General features: G+C 40.4%; 18 protein-coding genes and 2 other annotated features. Of the genes, 3 read left to right on the forward strand and 15 right to left on the reverse strand.

The features are described from left to right. The first annotated feature begins 52 nt into the window (after positions 1-52). Positions 53-988 (forward strand): ribonuclease HIII, encoded by a 936-nt coding sequence (rnhC, locus tag M9R32_RS03355; protein WP_269925336.1) that lies wholly within the window; start codon positions 53-55, stop codon positions 986-988. Between the two features lie 96 nt (positions 989-1084). Here rnhC and pheT read toward each other — a convergent pair whose 3' ends face one another. The 3 genes from pheT to M9R32_RS03370 form a co-directional block, all read right to left on the reverse strand. After that, entirely contained in the window at positions 1085-3496 is a 2412-nt protein-coding gene (gene pheT, locus M9R32_RS03360) for a phenylalanine--tRNA ligase subunit beta (RefSeq protein ID WP_269925337.1), read from the reverse strand. A 12-nt stretch (positions 3497-3508) separates the two neighbouring features. Next, the gene (gene pheS, locus M9R32_RS03365; protein WP_269925338.1) at positions 3509-4546 is read right to left on the reverse strand and encodes a phenylalanine--tRNA ligase subunit alpha; all 1038 of its coding nucleotides are present in this window, start codon (positions 4544-4546) and stop codon (positions 3509-3511) included. Positions 4547-4588: 42 nt separating this feature from the next. Next, positions 4589-4823: a binding site (T-box leader), on the reverse strand. A 50-nt stretch (positions 4824-4873) separates the two neighbouring features. Then, positions 4874-5644 (reverse strand): TrmH family RNA methyltransferase, encoded by a 771-nt coding sequence (locus tag M9R32_RS03370; RefSeq protein WP_269925339.1) that lies wholly within the window; start codon positions 5642-5644, stop codon positions 4874-4876. Positions 5645-5737: 93 nt separating this feature from the next. Between M9R32_RS03370 and sspI the strand changes: the two genes are divergently transcribed. Continuing rightward, on the forward strand, positions 5738-5947 hold the full coding sequence (gene sspI, locus M9R32_RS03375; RefSeq protein ID WP_269925340.1) for a small acid-soluble spore protein SspI: 210 nt from the start codon (positions 5738-5740) through the stop codon (positions 5945-5947). Between the two features lie 30 nt (positions 5948-5977). On the opposite strand, the gene M9R32_RS03380 is transcribed toward sspI, so the two are convergent. The 7 genes from M9R32_RS03380 to M9R32_RS03410 all read right to left on the reverse strand — a co-directional run bounded on the left by M9R32_RS03380 (position 5978) and on the right by M9R32_RS03410 (position 10960). Then, positions 5978-6424 (reverse strand): small multi-drug export protein, encoded by a 447-nt coding sequence (locus tag M9R32_RS03380; RefSeq protein ID WP_269925483.1) that lies wholly within the window; start codon positions 6422-6424, stop codon positions 5978-5980. Next, positions 6424-6921, reverse strand: a complete 498-nt coding sequence (locus M9R32_RS03385) for a hypothetical protein (RefSeq protein WP_269925341.1) — start codon at positions 6919-6921, stop codon at positions 6424-6426. The genes M9R32_RS03380 and M9R32_RS03385 overlap by 1 nt, the downstream gene beginning before the upstream one ends. Before the next feature lie 2 nt (positions 6922-6923). Further along, positions 6924-7127 (reverse strand): helix-turn-helix transcriptional regulator, encoded by a 204-nt coding sequence (locus M9R32_RS03390; RefSeq protein WP_269925342.1) that lies wholly within the window; start codon positions 7125-7127, stop codon positions 6924-6926. 131 nt (positions 7128-7258) lie between these two features. Further along, positions 7259-8224 (reverse strand): ornithine carbamoyltransferase, encoded by a 966-nt coding sequence (gene argF, locus M9R32_RS03395; RefSeq protein ID WP_269925343.1) that lies wholly within the window; start codon positions 8222-8224, stop codon positions 7259-7261. A 136-nt stretch (positions 8225-8360) separates the two neighbouring features. Beyond that, entirely contained in the window at positions 8361-9011 is a 651-nt protein-coding gene (locus M9R32_RS03400) for a hypothetical protein (protein ID WP_269925344.1), read from the reverse strand. A gap of 303 nt (positions 9012-9314) precedes the next feature. Next, entirely contained in the window at positions 9315-10403 is a 1089-nt protein-coding gene (locus M9R32_RS03405) for a M42 family metallopeptidase (protein ID WP_269925345.1), read from the reverse strand. A 71-nt stretch (positions 10404-10474) separates the two neighbouring features. Next, positions 10475-10960, reverse strand: a complete 486-nt coding sequence (locus M9R32_RS03410) for a dUTP diphosphatase (protein WP_269925346.1) — start codon at positions 10958-10960, stop codon at positions 10475-10477. Between the two features lie 99 nt (positions 10961-11059). Here M9R32_RS03410 and M9R32_RS03415 point away from each other — a divergent pair, with 99 nt between their 5' ends. Continuing rightward, positions 11060-11449 (forward strand): sigma-w pathway protein ysdB, encoded by a 390-nt coding sequence (locus tag M9R32_RS03415; RefSeq protein ID WP_269925347.1) that lies wholly within the window; start codon positions 11060-11062, stop codon positions 11447-11449. A 102-nt stretch (positions 11450-11551) separates the two neighbouring features. Here M9R32_RS03415 and M9R32_RS03420 read toward each other — a convergent pair whose 3' ends face one another. From M9R32_RS03420 to thrS, 5 genes are all read right to left on the reverse strand, one after another. Then, positions 11552-11833 carry a DUF1294 domain-containing protein gene (locus M9R32_RS03420; protein WP_269925348.1) on the reverse strand — a complete coding sequence of 94 codons (282 nt, stop codon included), beginning with the start codon at positions 11831-11833 and terminating at the stop codon, positions 11552-11554. Positions 11834-12122: 289 nt separating this feature from the next. Continuing rightward, positions 12123-12482 (reverse strand): 50S ribosomal protein L20, encoded by a 360-nt coding sequence (rplT, locus tag M9R32_RS03425; RefSeq protein WP_269925349.1) that lies wholly within the window; start codon positions 12480-12482, stop codon positions 12123-12125. A gap of 52 nt (positions 12483-12534) precedes the next feature. Next, positions 12535-12735 (reverse strand): 50S ribosomal protein L35, encoded by a 201-nt coding sequence (gene rpmI, locus M9R32_RS03430; RefSeq protein WP_016426709.1) that lies wholly within the window; start codon positions 12733-12735, stop codon positions 12535-12537. Between the two features lie 29 nt (positions 12736-12764). After that, on the reverse strand, positions 12765-13271 hold the full coding sequence (infC, locus tag M9R32_RS03435; RefSeq protein WP_269925484.1) for a translation initiation factor IF-3: 507 nt from the start codon (positions 13269-13271) through the stop codon (positions 12765-12767). A gap of 316 nt (positions 13272-13587) precedes the next feature. Further along, the gene (gene thrS, locus M9R32_RS03440) at positions 13588-15510 is read right to left on the reverse strand and encodes a threonine--tRNA ligase (RefSeq protein WP_269925350.1); all 1923 of its coding nucleotides are present in this window, start codon (positions 15508-15510) and stop codon (positions 13588-13590) included. 56 nt (positions 15511-15566) lie between these two features. After that, positions 15567-15800: a binding site (T-box leader), on the reverse strand. Positions 15801-15811 lie beyond the last annotated feature (11 nt).

A 15811-nucleotide genomic window follows, 5' to 3' on the forward strand; every position in this document is an offset into this window, starting at 1 on the left:
ACCATGAAATACCTGTACATGTGAATAAGTAGACACAGAAAGGAAAGTGTTCATGTCGAACGTAGTTCTTCAACTATCTCCTACTCAATTAAAAGAAGTATTTTCCCATTATGCAAATAATAGAATCGAGCGTAACGCGCCAGGCGTTGTCTTCGCAGCTAAACTAGCAGACACCTCTATTACCGCATATAAATCTGGCAAAGTTTTGTTTCAAGGCAGTGGTTCTACACGTGAAGCGATGCGCTGGGGGACCTTAGACGAGAAAGCAGCTAAAAAAGCGAGTTCCGCAAAAGGAGACACATTACCTGAAGGGTTCGCATTGAAATCCGTGATTGGTTCTGACGAAACGGGAACCGGAGATTTCTTCGGCCCGATGACGGTCGCTGCTTGTTACGTCCCTGCCGATAAAATCGAGCTGATTCAGTTCCTTGGTGTAAAAGATTCAAAAATGTTGACCGATGACCTTATGAGCAAAATAGCTCCTGATTTAAAAAATGCCTTAACGCACAGCATCTTGATTCTTGGCAACGAAAAATATAACACGGTACAGGCAAAAGGTTGGTCGCAAGGGAAAATAAAAGCGTTGTTACATAACCAGGCATTGAAGCATGTACTTTCAAAAATCGCTCCTGAAAAACCCGAATACATCCTGATCGATCAGTTTGCCGAACGTGGAATTTACTACAATCACGTGAAAGCGGAAAAAGAGATCATCCGTGAAAATGTTCTTTTCTCAACAAAAGCAGAACAATTGCATGTTTCCGTAGCAGCAGCTTCCATTTTGGCACGCGTCGCGTTTCTAGAGGAAATGGATAAGCTCAGTGTCAAAGCTGGAGTAACCATACCAAAAGGCGCAAGTTCAAAAGTGGATGAAGTCGCAGCCCGTATTTACCTGAGCAAAGGCGAGGAATTTCTTTCATCCATTACGAAAAAACATTTCGCGAATACAGGAAAAGCTATGGCGATTGCTAAGAAGAAAAGATTTTAATCGGTATACACTCCAATTTAATTTCATCCCATTACAATTCAAAAAAAGAGGTAGATTCTAAAGTGCCATGCACTCTCGAATCTACCTCTTCTCTATTTATCCTCGAAGCTGCGCATTGCCTTCTTCTTCTAGTGCTTTAAGCACTTTCGAATGAGCTTTAACGACTTCTTCGTCTGTTAATGTACGCTCTGGATCTTCGTAAGTAAGTGAGAATGCCACGGATTTTTGACCCGCTTCCATTTTCTCTCCTTCGTATAAATCGAAGACGCGAACATCTTTTAGTAACTTGCCACCTGCTCTACGGATAATTTGCTGTAATTCACCTGCAGCTTGTGTGCGGTTTACTACTAACGCGATATCACGTGAAATGGATGGGAAACGTGGAACTGGCGTATATAGTAACGGCTCCAATGAGAAATTCAGTAACTTCGCCAAGTTCATTTCCATTACGTACGTTTCTTTTAAGTCGCGTTTCTTTTGTTCGGTTGGATGTAATTGACCAACTACACCAACTACTTCATGCGCAAGTTTAATGGATGCTGTTCGTCCTGGATGTAATCCATCCTTTTGTGTTTGTTCAAATGTAACAAGATGATCTAATCCAAGCTTCGCAAACAAACCTTCGATGATTCCTTTTAATACAAAGAAATCGACTGTTTTACGTTCGCCTTGCCAGCTATGGTCAAGCCATTTGCCAGTCATAACTGCCGCTACGTGCTCTTCTTCGTGTGGAAGACCTTCTGCTGTTTCACCAAGGAATACTGAACCCGTTTCAAACAAAGTCACGGAATCCGCTTTGCGCGCGACGTTGTAACTTGCCGCTTCCAATAAATGCGGAATTAATGATTGACGTAAAGTACTGCGCTCTTCGCTCATTGGCATTAACAGTTCTGTTACAGGTGCTGTCTCAAGAGCAAAGCTTTGTGCCAGTTCTTTTGACGTCAATGAGTACGTAATAGCCTGGTGCAAGCCGGCACCTTCCAGGAAATTACGGACAATGCGACGTTGTGCTTGATAAGGCGTCAAGCCACCCGGTGTCGATTCCCCTTCAGGAAGAGTCATCGGGATATCATCATAACCGTAGATACGGGCAATTTCTTCCACGATATCTTCTTCAATTTGAATATCCTGGCGACGCGTTGGAGCTTTAATATAAAGCATGCCATTTGCTGCTTCGAAATCAAATTTCAAACGGCTTAAAATGGATGTCATTTCTTCCAAAGAAATTTTCATACCTAAGCGATTGTTGATGAAATCTGGTGAGACGATGACTTCTTTTTGAGTTTTATCTAACTCATCAAATTTCACGCTTCCTTGTAGCACTTCTCCACCTGCAAGCTCCGCAATCAGTTGAGCCGCACGTTCTGCAGCTGCTTCCACGCGGTTTGGATCTACGCCTTTTTCAAAGCGTGAACTTGCATCACTACGCAGATTGTGATCTTTTGATGTCTGACGGACAGAAGCGGGTTTGAAATAAGCTGACTCAATGACTATTGTTGTCGTGCCATCATGAACTTCTGAGTTTGCACCACCCATGACTCCTGCGATTGCTACTGGTTCTTGACCGTTTGTGATAACTAAATGATGAGCTTGTAATTCACGTTCCTGATCATCAAGTGTCATTATTTTTTCGCCTGCATGAGCTGCTCTGACAACGATTTCACCCGTTTGTAAACGATCGTAGTCAAATGCGTGAAGCGGTTGACCGTATTCCATCAGTACATAGTTCGTTACGTCAACGACATTGTTATGAGGACGGACACCAGCTGCCATTAATCTTTGTTGTAACCATAATGGCGATTCACCGATGACAACGTTTTTAACGACTTTTGCCACGTACATAGGGTTCGCATCCACGTCTTCCACGCGAAGTTTCAGAACGTTTTCAGCTACTTCATTTGATGAAGCATAGTTAATTTCAGGATACTTCATATCTTCAGAAAGAATGGCTCCTACTTCGTATGCCACGCCTAACATGCTCATCGCATCCGCGCGGTTAGGTGTCAAGCCTAACTCAAGAACTGTATCGTTTAAACCTAAAATTCCAAGTGCATCAGCACCCGTTTGTGTATCTGCAGGTAAAACGTAAATCCCTTCAGCATACGCTTTTGGTACAAGCTTTCCTTCAATTGCAAGTTCCTGAAGGGAACAAATCATCCCGTTCGATTCTTCGCCACGAAGTTTCGCTTTTTTGATTTTCATGCCACCAGGTAAAACAGCTCCTGGACGAGCGACAATGACTTTTTGACCTGCTGCGATATTCGGTGCGCCACAAATAATTTGCGTCACTTCTTCCCCGACATCCACTTGGCAAATCGATAATTTATCTGCTTCTGGATGCTTGCCGCATTCTAAAACATGACCTACTACTACGTTTGTCATGCCGTGGGAACGGTCGATAACTGCATCGACTTCAATTCCTGAACGTGTTATTTTCTCAGCGAGTTCAGCCGGAGCCAACCCTTTAGTATCAATATAATCTGCTAACCATTTTGTAGAAACGAGCATGTGATCTCCTCCTTACACTTCCGTCCGGTGGAATTGCGATACGAATCGCACATCATTTGTATAGAAATGACGAATGTCTTCCACTCCATATTTCAACATCGCAATACGTTCGGGTCCCATACCAAATGCAAATCCTGACAGACGCTTCGAATCATATCCTGCCATTTCCAATACATTCGGATGTACCATACCGGCACCTAAAATTTCAATCCAACCTGTCTTTTTACATACGTTACATCCACTGCCGCCGCATTTGAAACAAGAAATATCCATTTCAACCGAAGGCTCTGTGAATGGGAAGAAACTTGGACGCAAACGAATTTCACGATCGTCTCCAAACATTTTCTTCGCAAATACGGATAACGTTCCTTTTAAATCACTCATGCGAATGTTTTCACCAATAACTAGTCCTTCAATCTGAGTGAATTGATGAGAGTGGGTCGCGTCATCACTATCACGTCGATACACTTTACCCGGACAAATGATTTTGATGGGTTCCCCACCTTTTGCTTCCATCGTGCGTGCTTGCACTGGGGATGTATGAGTGCGTAGTAAAATGTCTTCAGAAATGTAGAATGAATCTTGCATATCGCGAGCCGGATGCCCTTTTGGCAAGTTCAATGCTTCGAAGTTGTAGTAATCCTTTTCGACTTCAGGACCTTCTGCAATTTCATAACCCATGTTGATGAACAGGTCTTCGATTTCTTCCACCACACGAGTCAGTGGATGATGATTTCCTGTTTTCACAGGACGTCCTGGTAATGTCACATCAATGGACTCATTTTCAAGTTGTTGTGCAATAGCTGCGTCTTCTAAAATAACGAGTCGCTCGTCGAGAACTGCAGTTACTTCTTCACGTACGACATTCACCAAAGCACCCATTTTTGGACGTTCTTCAGCTGGCAGTTTCCCCATGCCTTTTAACAAATCGGTAATCGGCCCTTTTTTTCCTAAATACGCAACACGTACGTCTTGCAATTCTTTTACAGTTGAAGCGGCTTGAATTTTACCAATCGCTTCATCTTTCAATTGTTGTAATTGTTCTTGCATGTGTACATCTCCTTCCAAAAAATAAAAAAACCCCGCCCCTATAAAAGGGACGAGGAACAATTTCGCGGTACCACCCTGATTACTACGCTGAGTATCCAGACGTAATCACTTCATTGAATTAACGGCTCTTCACCGGCGCACCTTTACAGCATATGCTGGTCCTGATGGCAGCTAACGGGGTGAACTTCGATGAATCTTTACTGTTTGCACTCACAGTCTTGATGCAAACTTCCTGAAATAAAGGATTTCATGTACTCTTCCCGATCACAGCTTTTACATGTATCGAATTAGTATCTATTATACGCTCGATTTACTGTTTCATCAACTTCAATTTGCTTGAGGAATAAGTGAATACAAAAGAATTCCGGTTGCGACAGCTACGTTTAAAGATTCCGCTTGTCCAAGCAGTGGGATTTTCAGGTTCATATCGGTCTGAACAAGAAGCTCTGGCGACAATCCACTGCCTTCATTGCCCATGATTAACGCAAATTGCCCTTGAGGCTGAACTTGATTGTACAATACCGATTCGTCTAAGGATGTGCCGTAAACAGGTATTCCCTGTTCTTTACATGTTTGAATCCATTGTGATAAATCACCTTTTACAATCGGTATATGGAAGTGCGAACCTTGACCGGAACGGACCGTTTTTGGATTATAAGCATCCGCAGAACCTTTACCCAAAATGATAGCATCCATTCCAGCAGCATCTGCAGTCCGAATCATCGTCCCGACATTGCCTGGATCTTGGACAGCATCAACCAAAAGAAGTTTTTTCCAAGTTTGTTGTTGCTCAGGCGTTGCCAGCTGTTGGCTGCAATGAGCGTAAATTCCTTGTGAGTGCTCTGTTTCGGCAATTTCTTTCGCAATATCCATTGTGACTTCAATGATATCTACTTCATCGACATTCCAACCCGTAGGAATCGTCGTTCCTTCTCTAACAATTAATGCTAAAACATTTTCTTTGTTTTTCAATGATTCTTCAACCAAATGGAAACCTTCAACTAAAAATTCACCCGATTTATCACGTTCTTTTCGAACGGAAACGAGCTTTTTCCAGTGCTTAACTTGTGTATTTTGTGATGATTCAATTCGTTTCATCGATTGTTATACCGCCTTTTTCTTTTTAGTGTATCAAATTCATGTATAAGTGGCGATAGTAGCGGACAAAATGAGGTGTGAGGAGGAGAGATTATGAACTTTCAAATTCGAGATGCAATTACCGCCAACATGGTTGGCAATAGTGCTACTGAGATTCGTGAAGTCGTAGAAGATGCCATCAAACGTGGCGAAGAACATTTACTCCCGGGCCTTGGTGTGTTTTTCGAAAAATGGTGGAAAACAGCCGGTGAACCTGAAAAAGAAACAGTATTAAAACACTTGGAACAATCTTTCCAAGGATAAGAAAAGTCTCCGTATTGCACGGAGACTTTTTCATATTTCACGGACAAAGAAATCAAAGCCGAGTGCCGTTAAAATACCGAATACCAATGCCCATAATGCAATGCTTATGACTGACCAGATAGTTGTCTGTTTCTTGCTCGCACCGAGTGTCATGCCAATAAATGCAGCAATATGAGTCCCTATTAAAATGGGCCCTAGCATTAGCATTCCCGGAAGACCATATTTATTCCATATTCGCTTCGCACGTTCACTGCGCTTGGACTCTTTTTCTTCTTTCCCTTCGTTTCTTTTAGCCAGCCAACTCCTGAAACGATCATATCCAATGATTAAAGCCATCACTGTTACCATATTTCCGATGAAACCAATAATAACCACCCACAAAGGATTTAATCCTGACACAATACCTAGCGGAATGACCAAAGCCATTTCAAGCCAAGGAATTGCCGCCCCCAAAAACACTAAAAAATATTCCCACATCATTCTTCATCCTCCAGGCGTTTTCGTACCTCAATGTAATAAATGAAGTATTGCATCAAGGCAAGCAACAAAATGCCGACAATCATCCAGAATCTAGATAGTTCAAATACTAGGAAAATTACCGCTATAAATGGGAGTGCCCAAGCAAAGAACGTATACACTTTTTGAGAAGCAATTCTTGTAATATGAACCATGCCTTCGTCTTGCTCTAAATATTCCAATGGACGAATCTGTAATAATGAGATTCTTTGTGTTGGGTTTTGTTTATTATGTTTGGAGATCTTCATGAAAAAAATAGCCAATAACAATAAGGTTAAGAAAAGTGTGACAAACAAAGCTACTGACTCCAATGGAGGAAACTGTAGTGAGTAACTGAATTCATCTGAAGTATTAACAAGCTCCGACGTTGCGCCTTTTAAACCGAATGCCATAAAACCAAACAACACAATAAACGCCATTTGCCATAATGGATATTGAACGCGAAAATCTTTTTTCATCATCATTTCTCCTCTTCCAACCAAAATAATTGGTCTACAGGTATTTGAAACTCCCTAGCAATTTTCAAGGACAACGTAATCGAAGGGGAAAAATCTCCTTTTTCGATAAAACCAATCGTTTGTCTTGTTACCCCCACTCGTTCACCTAGCTCCCCTTGCGAAAAACCAAATCGCGCACGAAGCTCTTTGACCCGGTTTTGCAGCATATCTTCACCTCTTCATGTTATGTATTGTATTCATAATGTAAACTATAGTTAACATTTAGTAAAGTATTATTAACAATATACATTTGTTCCAAAAAAAAAATTCCTGAACAATTCTTCAGGAATTTTCTAAATTAAGATAGGATTGATGCCAGTATGGCTTTTTGTGCATGCAGTCGGTTTTCAGCTTGTTCAAATACTGCTGAATTCGGACCATCGATGATGGATGTTGCCACTTCTTCTTCGCGATGTGCAGGTAAACAGTGCAAGAACAAATAATCCGATTTTGCATGCATCACGAGATCCTCATTTATTTGATACCCTTTGAATGCTTGAAGTCTAGCCGCTGTTTCTTCTTCCTGGCCCATGCTAGTCCACACATCGGTGTAAATGATATCGGCGTCTTTAACAGCTACAATTGGATCGTTTGTTGTCATGATATTTGTGCCATTTGAAACTGCCAGTTTTTGAACCTTTGTTAGAATATTTTCATCTATTTCAAAACCTTTAGGTGTTGCAATGGATACCTCAATCCCTAAATGAGCACAGGCAATTAAAAGTGAATTCGCTACATTATTTCCATCTCCCACGTAAGCCAGCTTCAGCCCCGGTAAATAGCCTTTCACTTCATGAATCGTCAGCACATCCGCTAACGCTTGGCATGGATGGTATAAATCTGTTAATCCATTGATGACAGGAATGTTTGCCGCGTCCGCAAGTTCTTCGACCATTTTATGTGAGTGGGCACGAATCATAATGCCATCCATGTATCCCGACAACACTTTTCCAGTATCCGAAATAGGCTCCCCCCTACCGATCTGCAAGTCTCTCGCATGCATATACATTGCATGACCGCCTAATTGATTAATTCCAACTTCAAAAGAAATACGCGTTCTAGTTGAGTGTTTTTCAAAAATGAGGCCGACCGTTTTTCCAGCAAGCAGTGGAGGATGTACATTACTTTTAGCGAGACTCTTGAGGTTCGTTGCTAAACCTAACAATTGCTTAACTTCTATTGATGAATAGTCGAACCAAGTTAACAAGTCTTTGCCTTTCAAACTCTGCACCACTTCAAGGTTTACGTATTCTAGTAATTTCATAAACATTCACTCCTTATTATAATTATGTATACATATTATAAGATTGAATATTTATAATTACAAGTGAATATTTATTATTTAATAAGAAAAAAAGGCAACCTAATTACAAGTTACCTTTTTCTACATTTTCCTTTGATTAGCTATAACGCACTGCTGTTAAAGTACTTTGGCCGAAAAGGAAAATATCAACGTTGTTTTCTAGACGTTGAATTCTCACCGTGTAAGTCACGTTGCGGATGTCATTTTGTTCTACCTCTACATGAGCAAATGGCTCTTGTGTTCTATCGTTATTTCCTTCTTCGTGGACTTCGAATATTTGTGAGTAGATGATGTTGCTCAATCCATTGTCTCTTGTTCGAAGTATCGTAATTAACATTGTAACATCTTCATCTGAGTCATTATCCAATCCAATAATACCACTTAGAGAAATTCTGTCTCCAGCTTTTACTTTATTAAATTCTGCCTGTAGTACTGCAATTGGATCTCCAAAGATTTCAACATTCAAGTTCGAGATATCATATTTGAATTCCACTTTGTCGCCATTGTCTTTGTCATGCTTGTCGTCATGGTCTTTGTCTTTGTCTTTGTCTTTGCCTTTGCCATGGTCATCATCTTTTTTATCATTACCACAGTTAACATTGATATTGATATCCGAGCACTTAAAAGAATTACCCTCGTGTTTTTCATCCTCATGTTTTCCATTGCAATCTACTTCAACTTCGACTTCACGGCATCGCCAACAATCACAACCTTCTAGTTTTTTCCATTTTTTCTTGTTGTATCCCATATTTTTTCACCTCCTGTCGTTCGAATCTCTAGAGATTATCTCTCTTTTCAATTCGTAATTTGCCTTACATCTATAACATATTAAGAGATAGAAGATTGCTCTGGGCAAATATGAAAATTTAATAGATTTCTTCTATCTTTTCTTACTAAAACTCTTTACATAATAAAAGACGTAGTCAATAGCTACGCCTGCGGGTTTTTATAGAATGTAATTAGTGCATGATATGACAACAATCTACTATGGGTTAATTATTAAGAGCATAAAAAAACACCGCCTGAGCGATGCTTTTTCTGATAATTTTATTTAGTCAAAGATAATCTTGTTTACTGTATCGCGATCTAGTTTCTTGAGAACCGCTACAATTAATTTTACAGCATTTTCATAATCATCACGGTGTAAAATACCTGCATGAGAATGAATATAACGTGTGGCAATCCCGATAGCTAAAGAAGGAACACCATTTGCAGTCAAGTGAATAGCGCCTGCATCTGTACCGCCTCCAGGAATAGACTCGAACTGGTATGGAATATTGTTTTCTTCAGCAGTATCTACAACTAAATCTCGAAGTCCTTTGTGAGAAACCATAGAAGCGTCAAACAATACCAATTGTGGACCTGCTCCCATTTTGCTTGTAGATTCTTTCGCTGTAATTCCCGGCGTATCTCCAGCAATACCAACGTCCACTGCAAAACCGATATCCGGTTTGATTTTCGAAGCAGCTGTACGTGCACCACGTAATCCAACTTCTTCTTGAGCAGCCCCTACTCCATAAACGATGTTTGGATGTTTCTCATCTTTCAATGCTTTCAACACATCAATCGCGATTGCGCAACCAATACGGTTATCCCAAGCTTTTGCCAATAGCATTTTCTCATTGTTCATCACAGAGAATTCGAAGTATGGTGTTACCATATCTCCTGGCAATACGCCCCACTCCATTGCTTCTTCTTTCGAAGAGGCACCGATATCAATAAACATATCTTTAATATCAACCGGTTTGTTGCGTGCTTCAGGTGATAAGATATGTGGTGGTTTCGAACCAATAACACCTGTAATCGATTCACCTTTACGCGTTACGATTGTTACTCGTTGAGCTAGCATAACTTGAGACCACCAGCCACCAACGGTTTGGAATTTCAAGAAACCTTTATCATCTATTTGAGTGATCATGAATCCGACTTCATCCAAGTGACCAGCAACCATGATTTTTGGACCGTCAGCGTCTCCAACTTTTTCAGCAATCAAGCTTCCAAGGTTATCTGTGTCCATGCGATCTGCAAATGGCTCTATGTATTTTCTCATAACGTCTCGTGCTTCACGTTCGTTGCCTGGAATGGCTTTTGCATCTGTTAAATCTTTCAACATCGTAAGAGTTGGATCAAGTTTTGTCATTATTTCGCCCTCCTAAATATACACTAACCATCTAATTATAATTCAAATGTCTTCAGTTTTCAAAATATTCTTTAATAGCCAGAACGTTGACGCTCATAATTCTTTTCATTCTTATCAATATACGCTTGAACGATTTGTTGATGCGTAAAACCAAGTGACGTTCCAATCGCTCCATACCATTTCCAAACTTCTTCATATAAAGGTTTGCTTGGTTCTTCGAGAAAGTGTTGGATTGATGCATGGGTATGTAAAAATAATTGTGTGAGAGATTCTTCTCTATCTTCAACTGGCCAGTTTTCTAGATCGTCTAATTGCTTTTCAATGCCAAGAGAAAGTAAAAAATGTATAGAATCTACGTATTCTTCGAGGATTGTTTCTTTGTCGGATGGTCCTTTTGCGCTCCAAAATTTAAAACAACGTGTTTCATTAGCCAATTCTGCGAGTTCTACCAAAAGAGCAAGACCCTTTTCAAAAAACACATCATGAGATACATTCTTTTCCTTCTGGATATATGAGTCGAGAGATTTTTGCATCGTAAATAACTGCTGTAATTGCATAGCGATTGCCTCCAGAAAAATAATTTGAACAATCTTGAAACCAAAGTATTTGTTCATCCGTATACCATAGTAACACGTCTGCCCAGAGGAGGTTCCATTATGATCATCGTATTAATCCGGTTTTTAATTATCGCCATTATTGTCTATTTGTTTTACCGTGGAATTGTTTACTTAATGGATCCTAAGCGAAAACTTGATGATGCGTACGAAAAAGGTGCTTACTATTTTTACGATGATGTGAAAAATGTGCGAAAGAATTTCTTTATCTCATTTAAAGGAGCTTTATTTGAAGGAGAGAAATATCTTGGTACTACGGGTGATGCCTTCGAGGTCGTTTCTATATTTGTATGGGTTAAAGATTCAATGAAACTGCAAGGATTTACTCGGGACGATTTTTTATTTCTTGAAAAAGAAATTCTCATGAACTATCCCGAAGCAGAGATCAGCTGGAAAAATCCAATCGAAAAGTTGATGAATAACCAAAATTAACAACCCGACATGAAAAATTCATGTCGGGTTGTTCTTTTGATAGAAGTCTATTCGTGTTTATTTTGAACCACTAGAATCCAGTCATACTCAAGTCTACCAATGTTACGACCATTCTTTCAAAAATTGCGCTGCCCAGATGAGTAATGCTACTTGTAGAATTGCCAGTAATGTAAAGCCTATACGGAACGACATATGCTTGGTTTTGTGTCGATAGAGGATCATTCCAAGGTAAGCGCCTACTCCCCCGCCAAATAATGCAAGATTCCACAAAGTGCGTTCAGGAACTCGTCGGTTGCGTGTTTGTGCTGCTGATTTATCATGTCCCATTGTGAAAAACGCCACGATTGACATGACAATGAAAAGTCCAATAATAATAAAATACATACTGATTCCCTCCTGATAGCGATGCCACCTTTTCTGTCCCTATTCATTTCTATCTCAATAAGCCTACTTGGCTATGAGACCTATTTGAGCGATAAATGCCCCGATATGAGCGATAAATCTTTTATTTGAGCGACAAATGCCTTGATATGAACGATAAATCCCTCAATTTGAGCGATAAATTTTTCACAATCTATTTCCTACATCTAGAGCACTCAAAAACCACCACTATGTATTTATTAGTATAAAAAAAGGCTGATGGAAAATCCATCAGCCTTTTTAAAAAGTAAGATTAGTTGTTCATTGCTTTTTTAGCAGCTTCTGCTAATTGTGTGAATGCTGCTGCGTCTGTAACAGCTAGGTCAGCTAACATTTTACGGTTAACTTCGATACCAGCTAATTTCAAACCGTGCATTAAACGGCTGTAAGAAAGACCATTCATGCGAGCTGCTGCATTGATACGTGTGATCCATAATTTACGGAAGTCACGTTTTTTGTTACGACGGTCACGGTAAGCATAGTTACCTGATTTCATAACTGCTTGGTTTGCTACTTTATATAGTAATTTTTTAGCACCATAATAACCTTTTGCTAATTTTATAACTTTTTTACGACGCTGGCGCGTCACTGTTCCGCCTTTTACGCGTGGCATAATACATTACCTCCTGCTATTATTTCGAACATTTAAGTTTCGAGTATTTAACTTACTTCATGTAAGCGATAAGTGATTTGATGCGTTTGTAGTCACCAGAAGAAACTAGTCCACCTTTACGTAACTTACGTTTAGCTTTAGTAGACTTATTTGCAAATAAGTGACTGCGGTATGCAGATGCACGTCTTATTTTTCCAGAGCCAGTCTTTTTAAAACGCTTCGCTGCTCCGCGGTGAGTTTTCATTTTTGGCATGTCGAATTCCTCCTAAACTGTCGTCAATCTTACTTTTTCTCGTTCTTCGGTTGAAGAATCAAGAACATGCTACGGCCTTCCATTTTCGGTTTTTGTTCAACCGTGGCTACCTCAGCACAAGCTTCTGCAAAGCGATCTAACACGCGTTGGCCAATTTCTTTGTGCGTAATTGCACGGCCTTTAAAGCGGATAGAAGCTTTAACTTTGTCACCTTTTTCAAGGAACTTGATTGCATTTCGTAATTTCGTTTGGAAATCATGCTCATCGATTGTAGGGCTCAAACGAACCTCTTTCAATACGATAATCTTTTGATTCTTACGAGTTTCACGATCTTTCTTTTGATTCTCAAACTTGAATTTACCATAGTCCATGATACGAGCAACTGGTGGCTTGGCTTGAGGGGCCACAAGGACAAGATCCAAATTAACGTTAGCGGCAATTTCAAGCGCTTCGAAACGTGTTTTTACTCCTAATTGTTCACCATTTTGGTCGATAATTCGAAGTTCACGTGCGCGAATACCATCGTTTACATACATGTCTTTGCTAATAGTAATCCACCTCCAGGTAGTGTCGCGAATACACGGTTTGGGCATATCGTTTATCGATGTTCTCCAATAAATCGGGTACGCCGTTCCGGACCAATAAAAAAACGAGCGGACATTTACATAAGTAGATGTCCGCCCGCCGATATATGCAAGTACAACGCTGTACGTTACGTTCAATCGTGTGCCGACCTGTCAACTACATCTAGTGTCAATCAGGTGAGAAGCGGGCAGCCTCTTCTTATACCACAAACTTTGTATTCATTAACCTTAATAACAATATCACGTACAGCAACCATTGTCAACAACTTTAGTTAACTTCTTGTTGAATGCGTGAAAGGAACTCGTCAAAAGGAATGCTTTCAGAATTCTGTTCTCCGTATTTGCGTACATTGACAAATCCGCTTTCCACTTCTTTGTCGCCGAGTACCAACATGTACGGAATTTTTTGCATTTGTGCTTCACGAATTTTATAGCCAAGTTTTTCGTCACGGTCATCCATGTCGATTCGTAGTCCAGCTGCCTGAAGTTTCTCAATGACACCTTTGGCATAGTCAAAGTGAACTTCGTTCGATACAGGGATTACCTGAACTTGAACTGGTGCCAACCATGTCGGGAATGCACCTTTGTATTCTTCGATCAGGAAGGCAACAAAACGTTCCATTGTTGACACGACACCACGATGAATTACGACCGGACGATGTTGCTTGCCGTCTTCACCGATATATGACAGGTCAAAACGCTCTGGCAACAAGAAGTCCAGTTGAACAGTTGAAAGCGTTTCTTCTTTTCCTAATGCTGTTTTCACCATAACATCAAGCTTAGGACCGTAGAATGCCGCTTCGCCTTCTGCTTCGAAGTAGGATAGACCAAGCTCATCCATCGCTTCTTTTAACATGGATTGTGCTTTGTTCCACATATTATCATCATCATAGTATTTCTCTTTATCTGCAGGGTCACGGTATGACAGTCGGAATGAGTAATCATTTAAGTTAAAGTCTTTGTATACATCAATGACTAATTGAACCACACGTTTAAATTCGTCTTTGATTTGATCTGGACGAACAAAGATATGTGCATCATTCAATGTCATTCCACGTACACGTTGAAGTCCTGTCAATGCGCCTGACAGCTCATAACGGTGCATTGTACCAAGCTCCGCAATACGCATTGGCAAGTTACGGTATGAGTGAATGCCATTTTTGAAAATCATCATATGATGAGGGCAGTTCATCGGACGAAGTACTAAGTCTTCGTTGTCCATGCTCATAACAGGGAACATGTTTTCCTGGTAGTGATCCCAGTGACCACTAGTTTTGTAAAGCTCTACGCTACCCATAACAGGTGTGTAAACGTGGTCGTAACCAAGCTTCACTTCTTTATCGACGATGTAACGTTCGATAATGCGGCGAATAGTTGCGCCTTTCGGCAACCACATTGGCAATCCTTGACCAACTTTTTGTGAATTCATAAATAGGTCAAGTTCTTTCCCGATTTTACGGTGGTCGCGTTCTTTTGCTTCTTCAAGCATTTTCAAGTGCGCAGCCAGTTCTTCTTTAGTGAAGAAAGCTGTTCCGTAAATTCGTTGCAACATTTTATTGTCGCTGTTACCTCTCCAATATGCACCGGCAATACTTAATAATTTAAATTCTTTTAACTTACCTGTCGATGGAACGTGTACACCACGGCATAAGTCGAAAAACTCACCTTGTTCATAAATGGATACTTGCTCATCTTCAGCAATGGCTTCTAGTAATTCAATCTTGTATTCATCCTCTTTGAACTTTTCAAATGCTTCTGCACGAGAAACGTTATGACGAACAATTTCAATATTTTCATTGATGATTTTTTTCATTTCTTTTTCAATGACTGGCAGATCTTCAGCAGTAATAGGTTCTGGTGAATCAATATCGTAGTAGAATCCATTTTCAATGACAGGACCTACGCCCAATTTCACATCTTTAAAAAGACGTTTAACTGCTTGAGCCAATAAGTGGGCTGAACTGTGACGCAATACTTCCAATGCCTCATCCGAACCTGGAGTAACAATGGCAATTGCCCCATCTTGCTCAAGTGGTGCTTTTAAGTCTACAAGCTGGTTATCCAATTGACCCGCTAACGCTTTTTTGCGAAGGCCGGGACTAATCGATGCTGCAACGTCTTCGGTTGTTGTGCCTTTTGAGAACTCCTTTATCGCGCCGTCTGGAAATTTCAGATGAATTGTTTCTGACATTTTAGCCACTCCTTCTTTTTATCGTTAAAAATGAACACAAAAAAACCTCGTCCTATGAAAGGGACGAGGTTTGAGTTCGTGGTTCCACCCTTCTTCCTTCTCTTCAGTACAAGACTAAAAAGATGAAGCTTTGAGCCGGCTAACGGGCCGTTACCGTCAACAGTTACTAAAGATTTCACTGTTGCTGCTCCGAGGTGGTAAATTGCGTGTCGTACTTAAGAAGCTTTCAGCCATGGCTTCTCTCTCTAAAAAGTCGTACAGACAAATGTTGTCCTCTTCTTGGCATTTCATTATTCTTATG

It is taken from the genome of Paenisporosarcina quisquiliarum (genome assembly GCF_027563315.1).
GTDB lineage: Bacteria > Bacillota > Bacilli > Bacillales_A > Planococcaceae > Paenisporosarcina > Paenisporosarcina quisquiliarum.

Excerpts from the sequence above, each read along its gene's own strand:
- rnhC (WP_269925336.1), top strand. The coding sequence starts at position 53 with ATGTCGAACGTAGTTCTTCAACTATCTCCTACTCAATTAAAAGAAGTA.
- pheT (WP_269925337.1), bottom strand. The coding sequence starts at position 3,496 with ATGCTCGTTTCTACAAAATGGTTAGCAGATTATATTGATACTAAAGGG.
- pheS (WP_269925338.1), bottom strand. The coding sequence starts at position 4,546 with ATGCAAGAACAATTACAACAATTGAAAGATGAAGCGATTGGTAAAATT.
- M9R32_RS03370 (WP_269925339.1), bottom strand. The coding sequence starts at position 5,644 with ATGAAACGAATTGAATCATCACAAAATACACAAGTTAAGCACTGGAAA.
- sspI (WP_269925340.1), top strand. The coding sequence starts at position 5,738 with ATGAACTTTCAAATTCGAGATGCAATTACCGCCAACATGGTTGGCAAT.
- M9R32_RS03380 (WP_269925483.1), bottom strand. The coding sequence starts at position 6,424 with ATGTGGGAATATTTTTTAGTGTTTTTGGGGGCGGCAATTCCTTGGCTT.
- M9R32_RS03385 (WP_269925341.1), bottom strand. The coding sequence starts at position 6,921 with ATGAAAAAAGATTTTCGCGTTCAATATCCATTATGGCAAATGGCGTTT.
- M9R32_RS03390 (WP_269925342.1), bottom strand. The coding sequence starts at position 7,127 with ATGCTGCAAAACCGGGTCAAAGAGCTTCGTGCGCGATTTGGTTTTTCG.
- argF (WP_269925343.1), bottom strand. The coding sequence starts at position 8,224 with ATGAAATTACTAGAATACGTAAACCTTGAAGTGGTGCAGAGTTTGAAA.
- M9R32_RS03400 (WP_269925344.1), bottom strand. The coding sequence starts at position 9,011 with ATGGGATACAACAAGAAAAAATGGAAAAAACTAGAAGGTTGTGATTGT.
- M9R32_RS03405 (WP_269925345.1), bottom strand. The coding sequence starts at position 10,403 with ATGACAAAACTTGATCCAACTCTTACGATGTTGAAAGATTTAACAGAT.
- M9R32_RS03410 (WP_269925346.1), bottom strand. The coding sequence starts at position 10,960 with ATGCAATTACAGCAGTTATTTACGATGCAAAAATCTCTCGACTCATAT.
- M9R32_RS03415 (WP_269925347.1), top strand. The coding sequence starts at position 11,060 with ATGATCATCGTATTAATCCGGTTTTTAATTATCGCCATTATTGTCTAT.
- M9R32_RS03420 (WP_269925348.1), bottom strand. The coding sequence starts at position 11,833 with ATGTATTTTATTATTATTGGACTTTTCATTGTCATGTCAATCGTGGCG.
- rplT (WP_269925349.1), bottom strand. The coding sequence starts at position 12,482 with ATGCCACGCGTAAAAGGCGGAACAGTGACGCGCCAGCGTCGTAAAAAA.
- rpmI (WP_016426709.1), bottom strand. The coding sequence starts at position 12,735 with ATGCCAAAAATGAAAACTCACCGCGGAGCAGCGAAGCGTTTTAAAAAG.
- infC (WP_269925484.1), bottom strand. The coding sequence starts at position 13,271 with ATGTATGTAAACGATGGTATTCGCGCACGTGAACTTCGAATTATCGAC.
- thrS (WP_269925350.1), bottom strand. The coding sequence starts at position 15,510 with ATGTCAGAAACAATTCATCTGAAATTTCCAGACGGCGCGATAAAGGAG.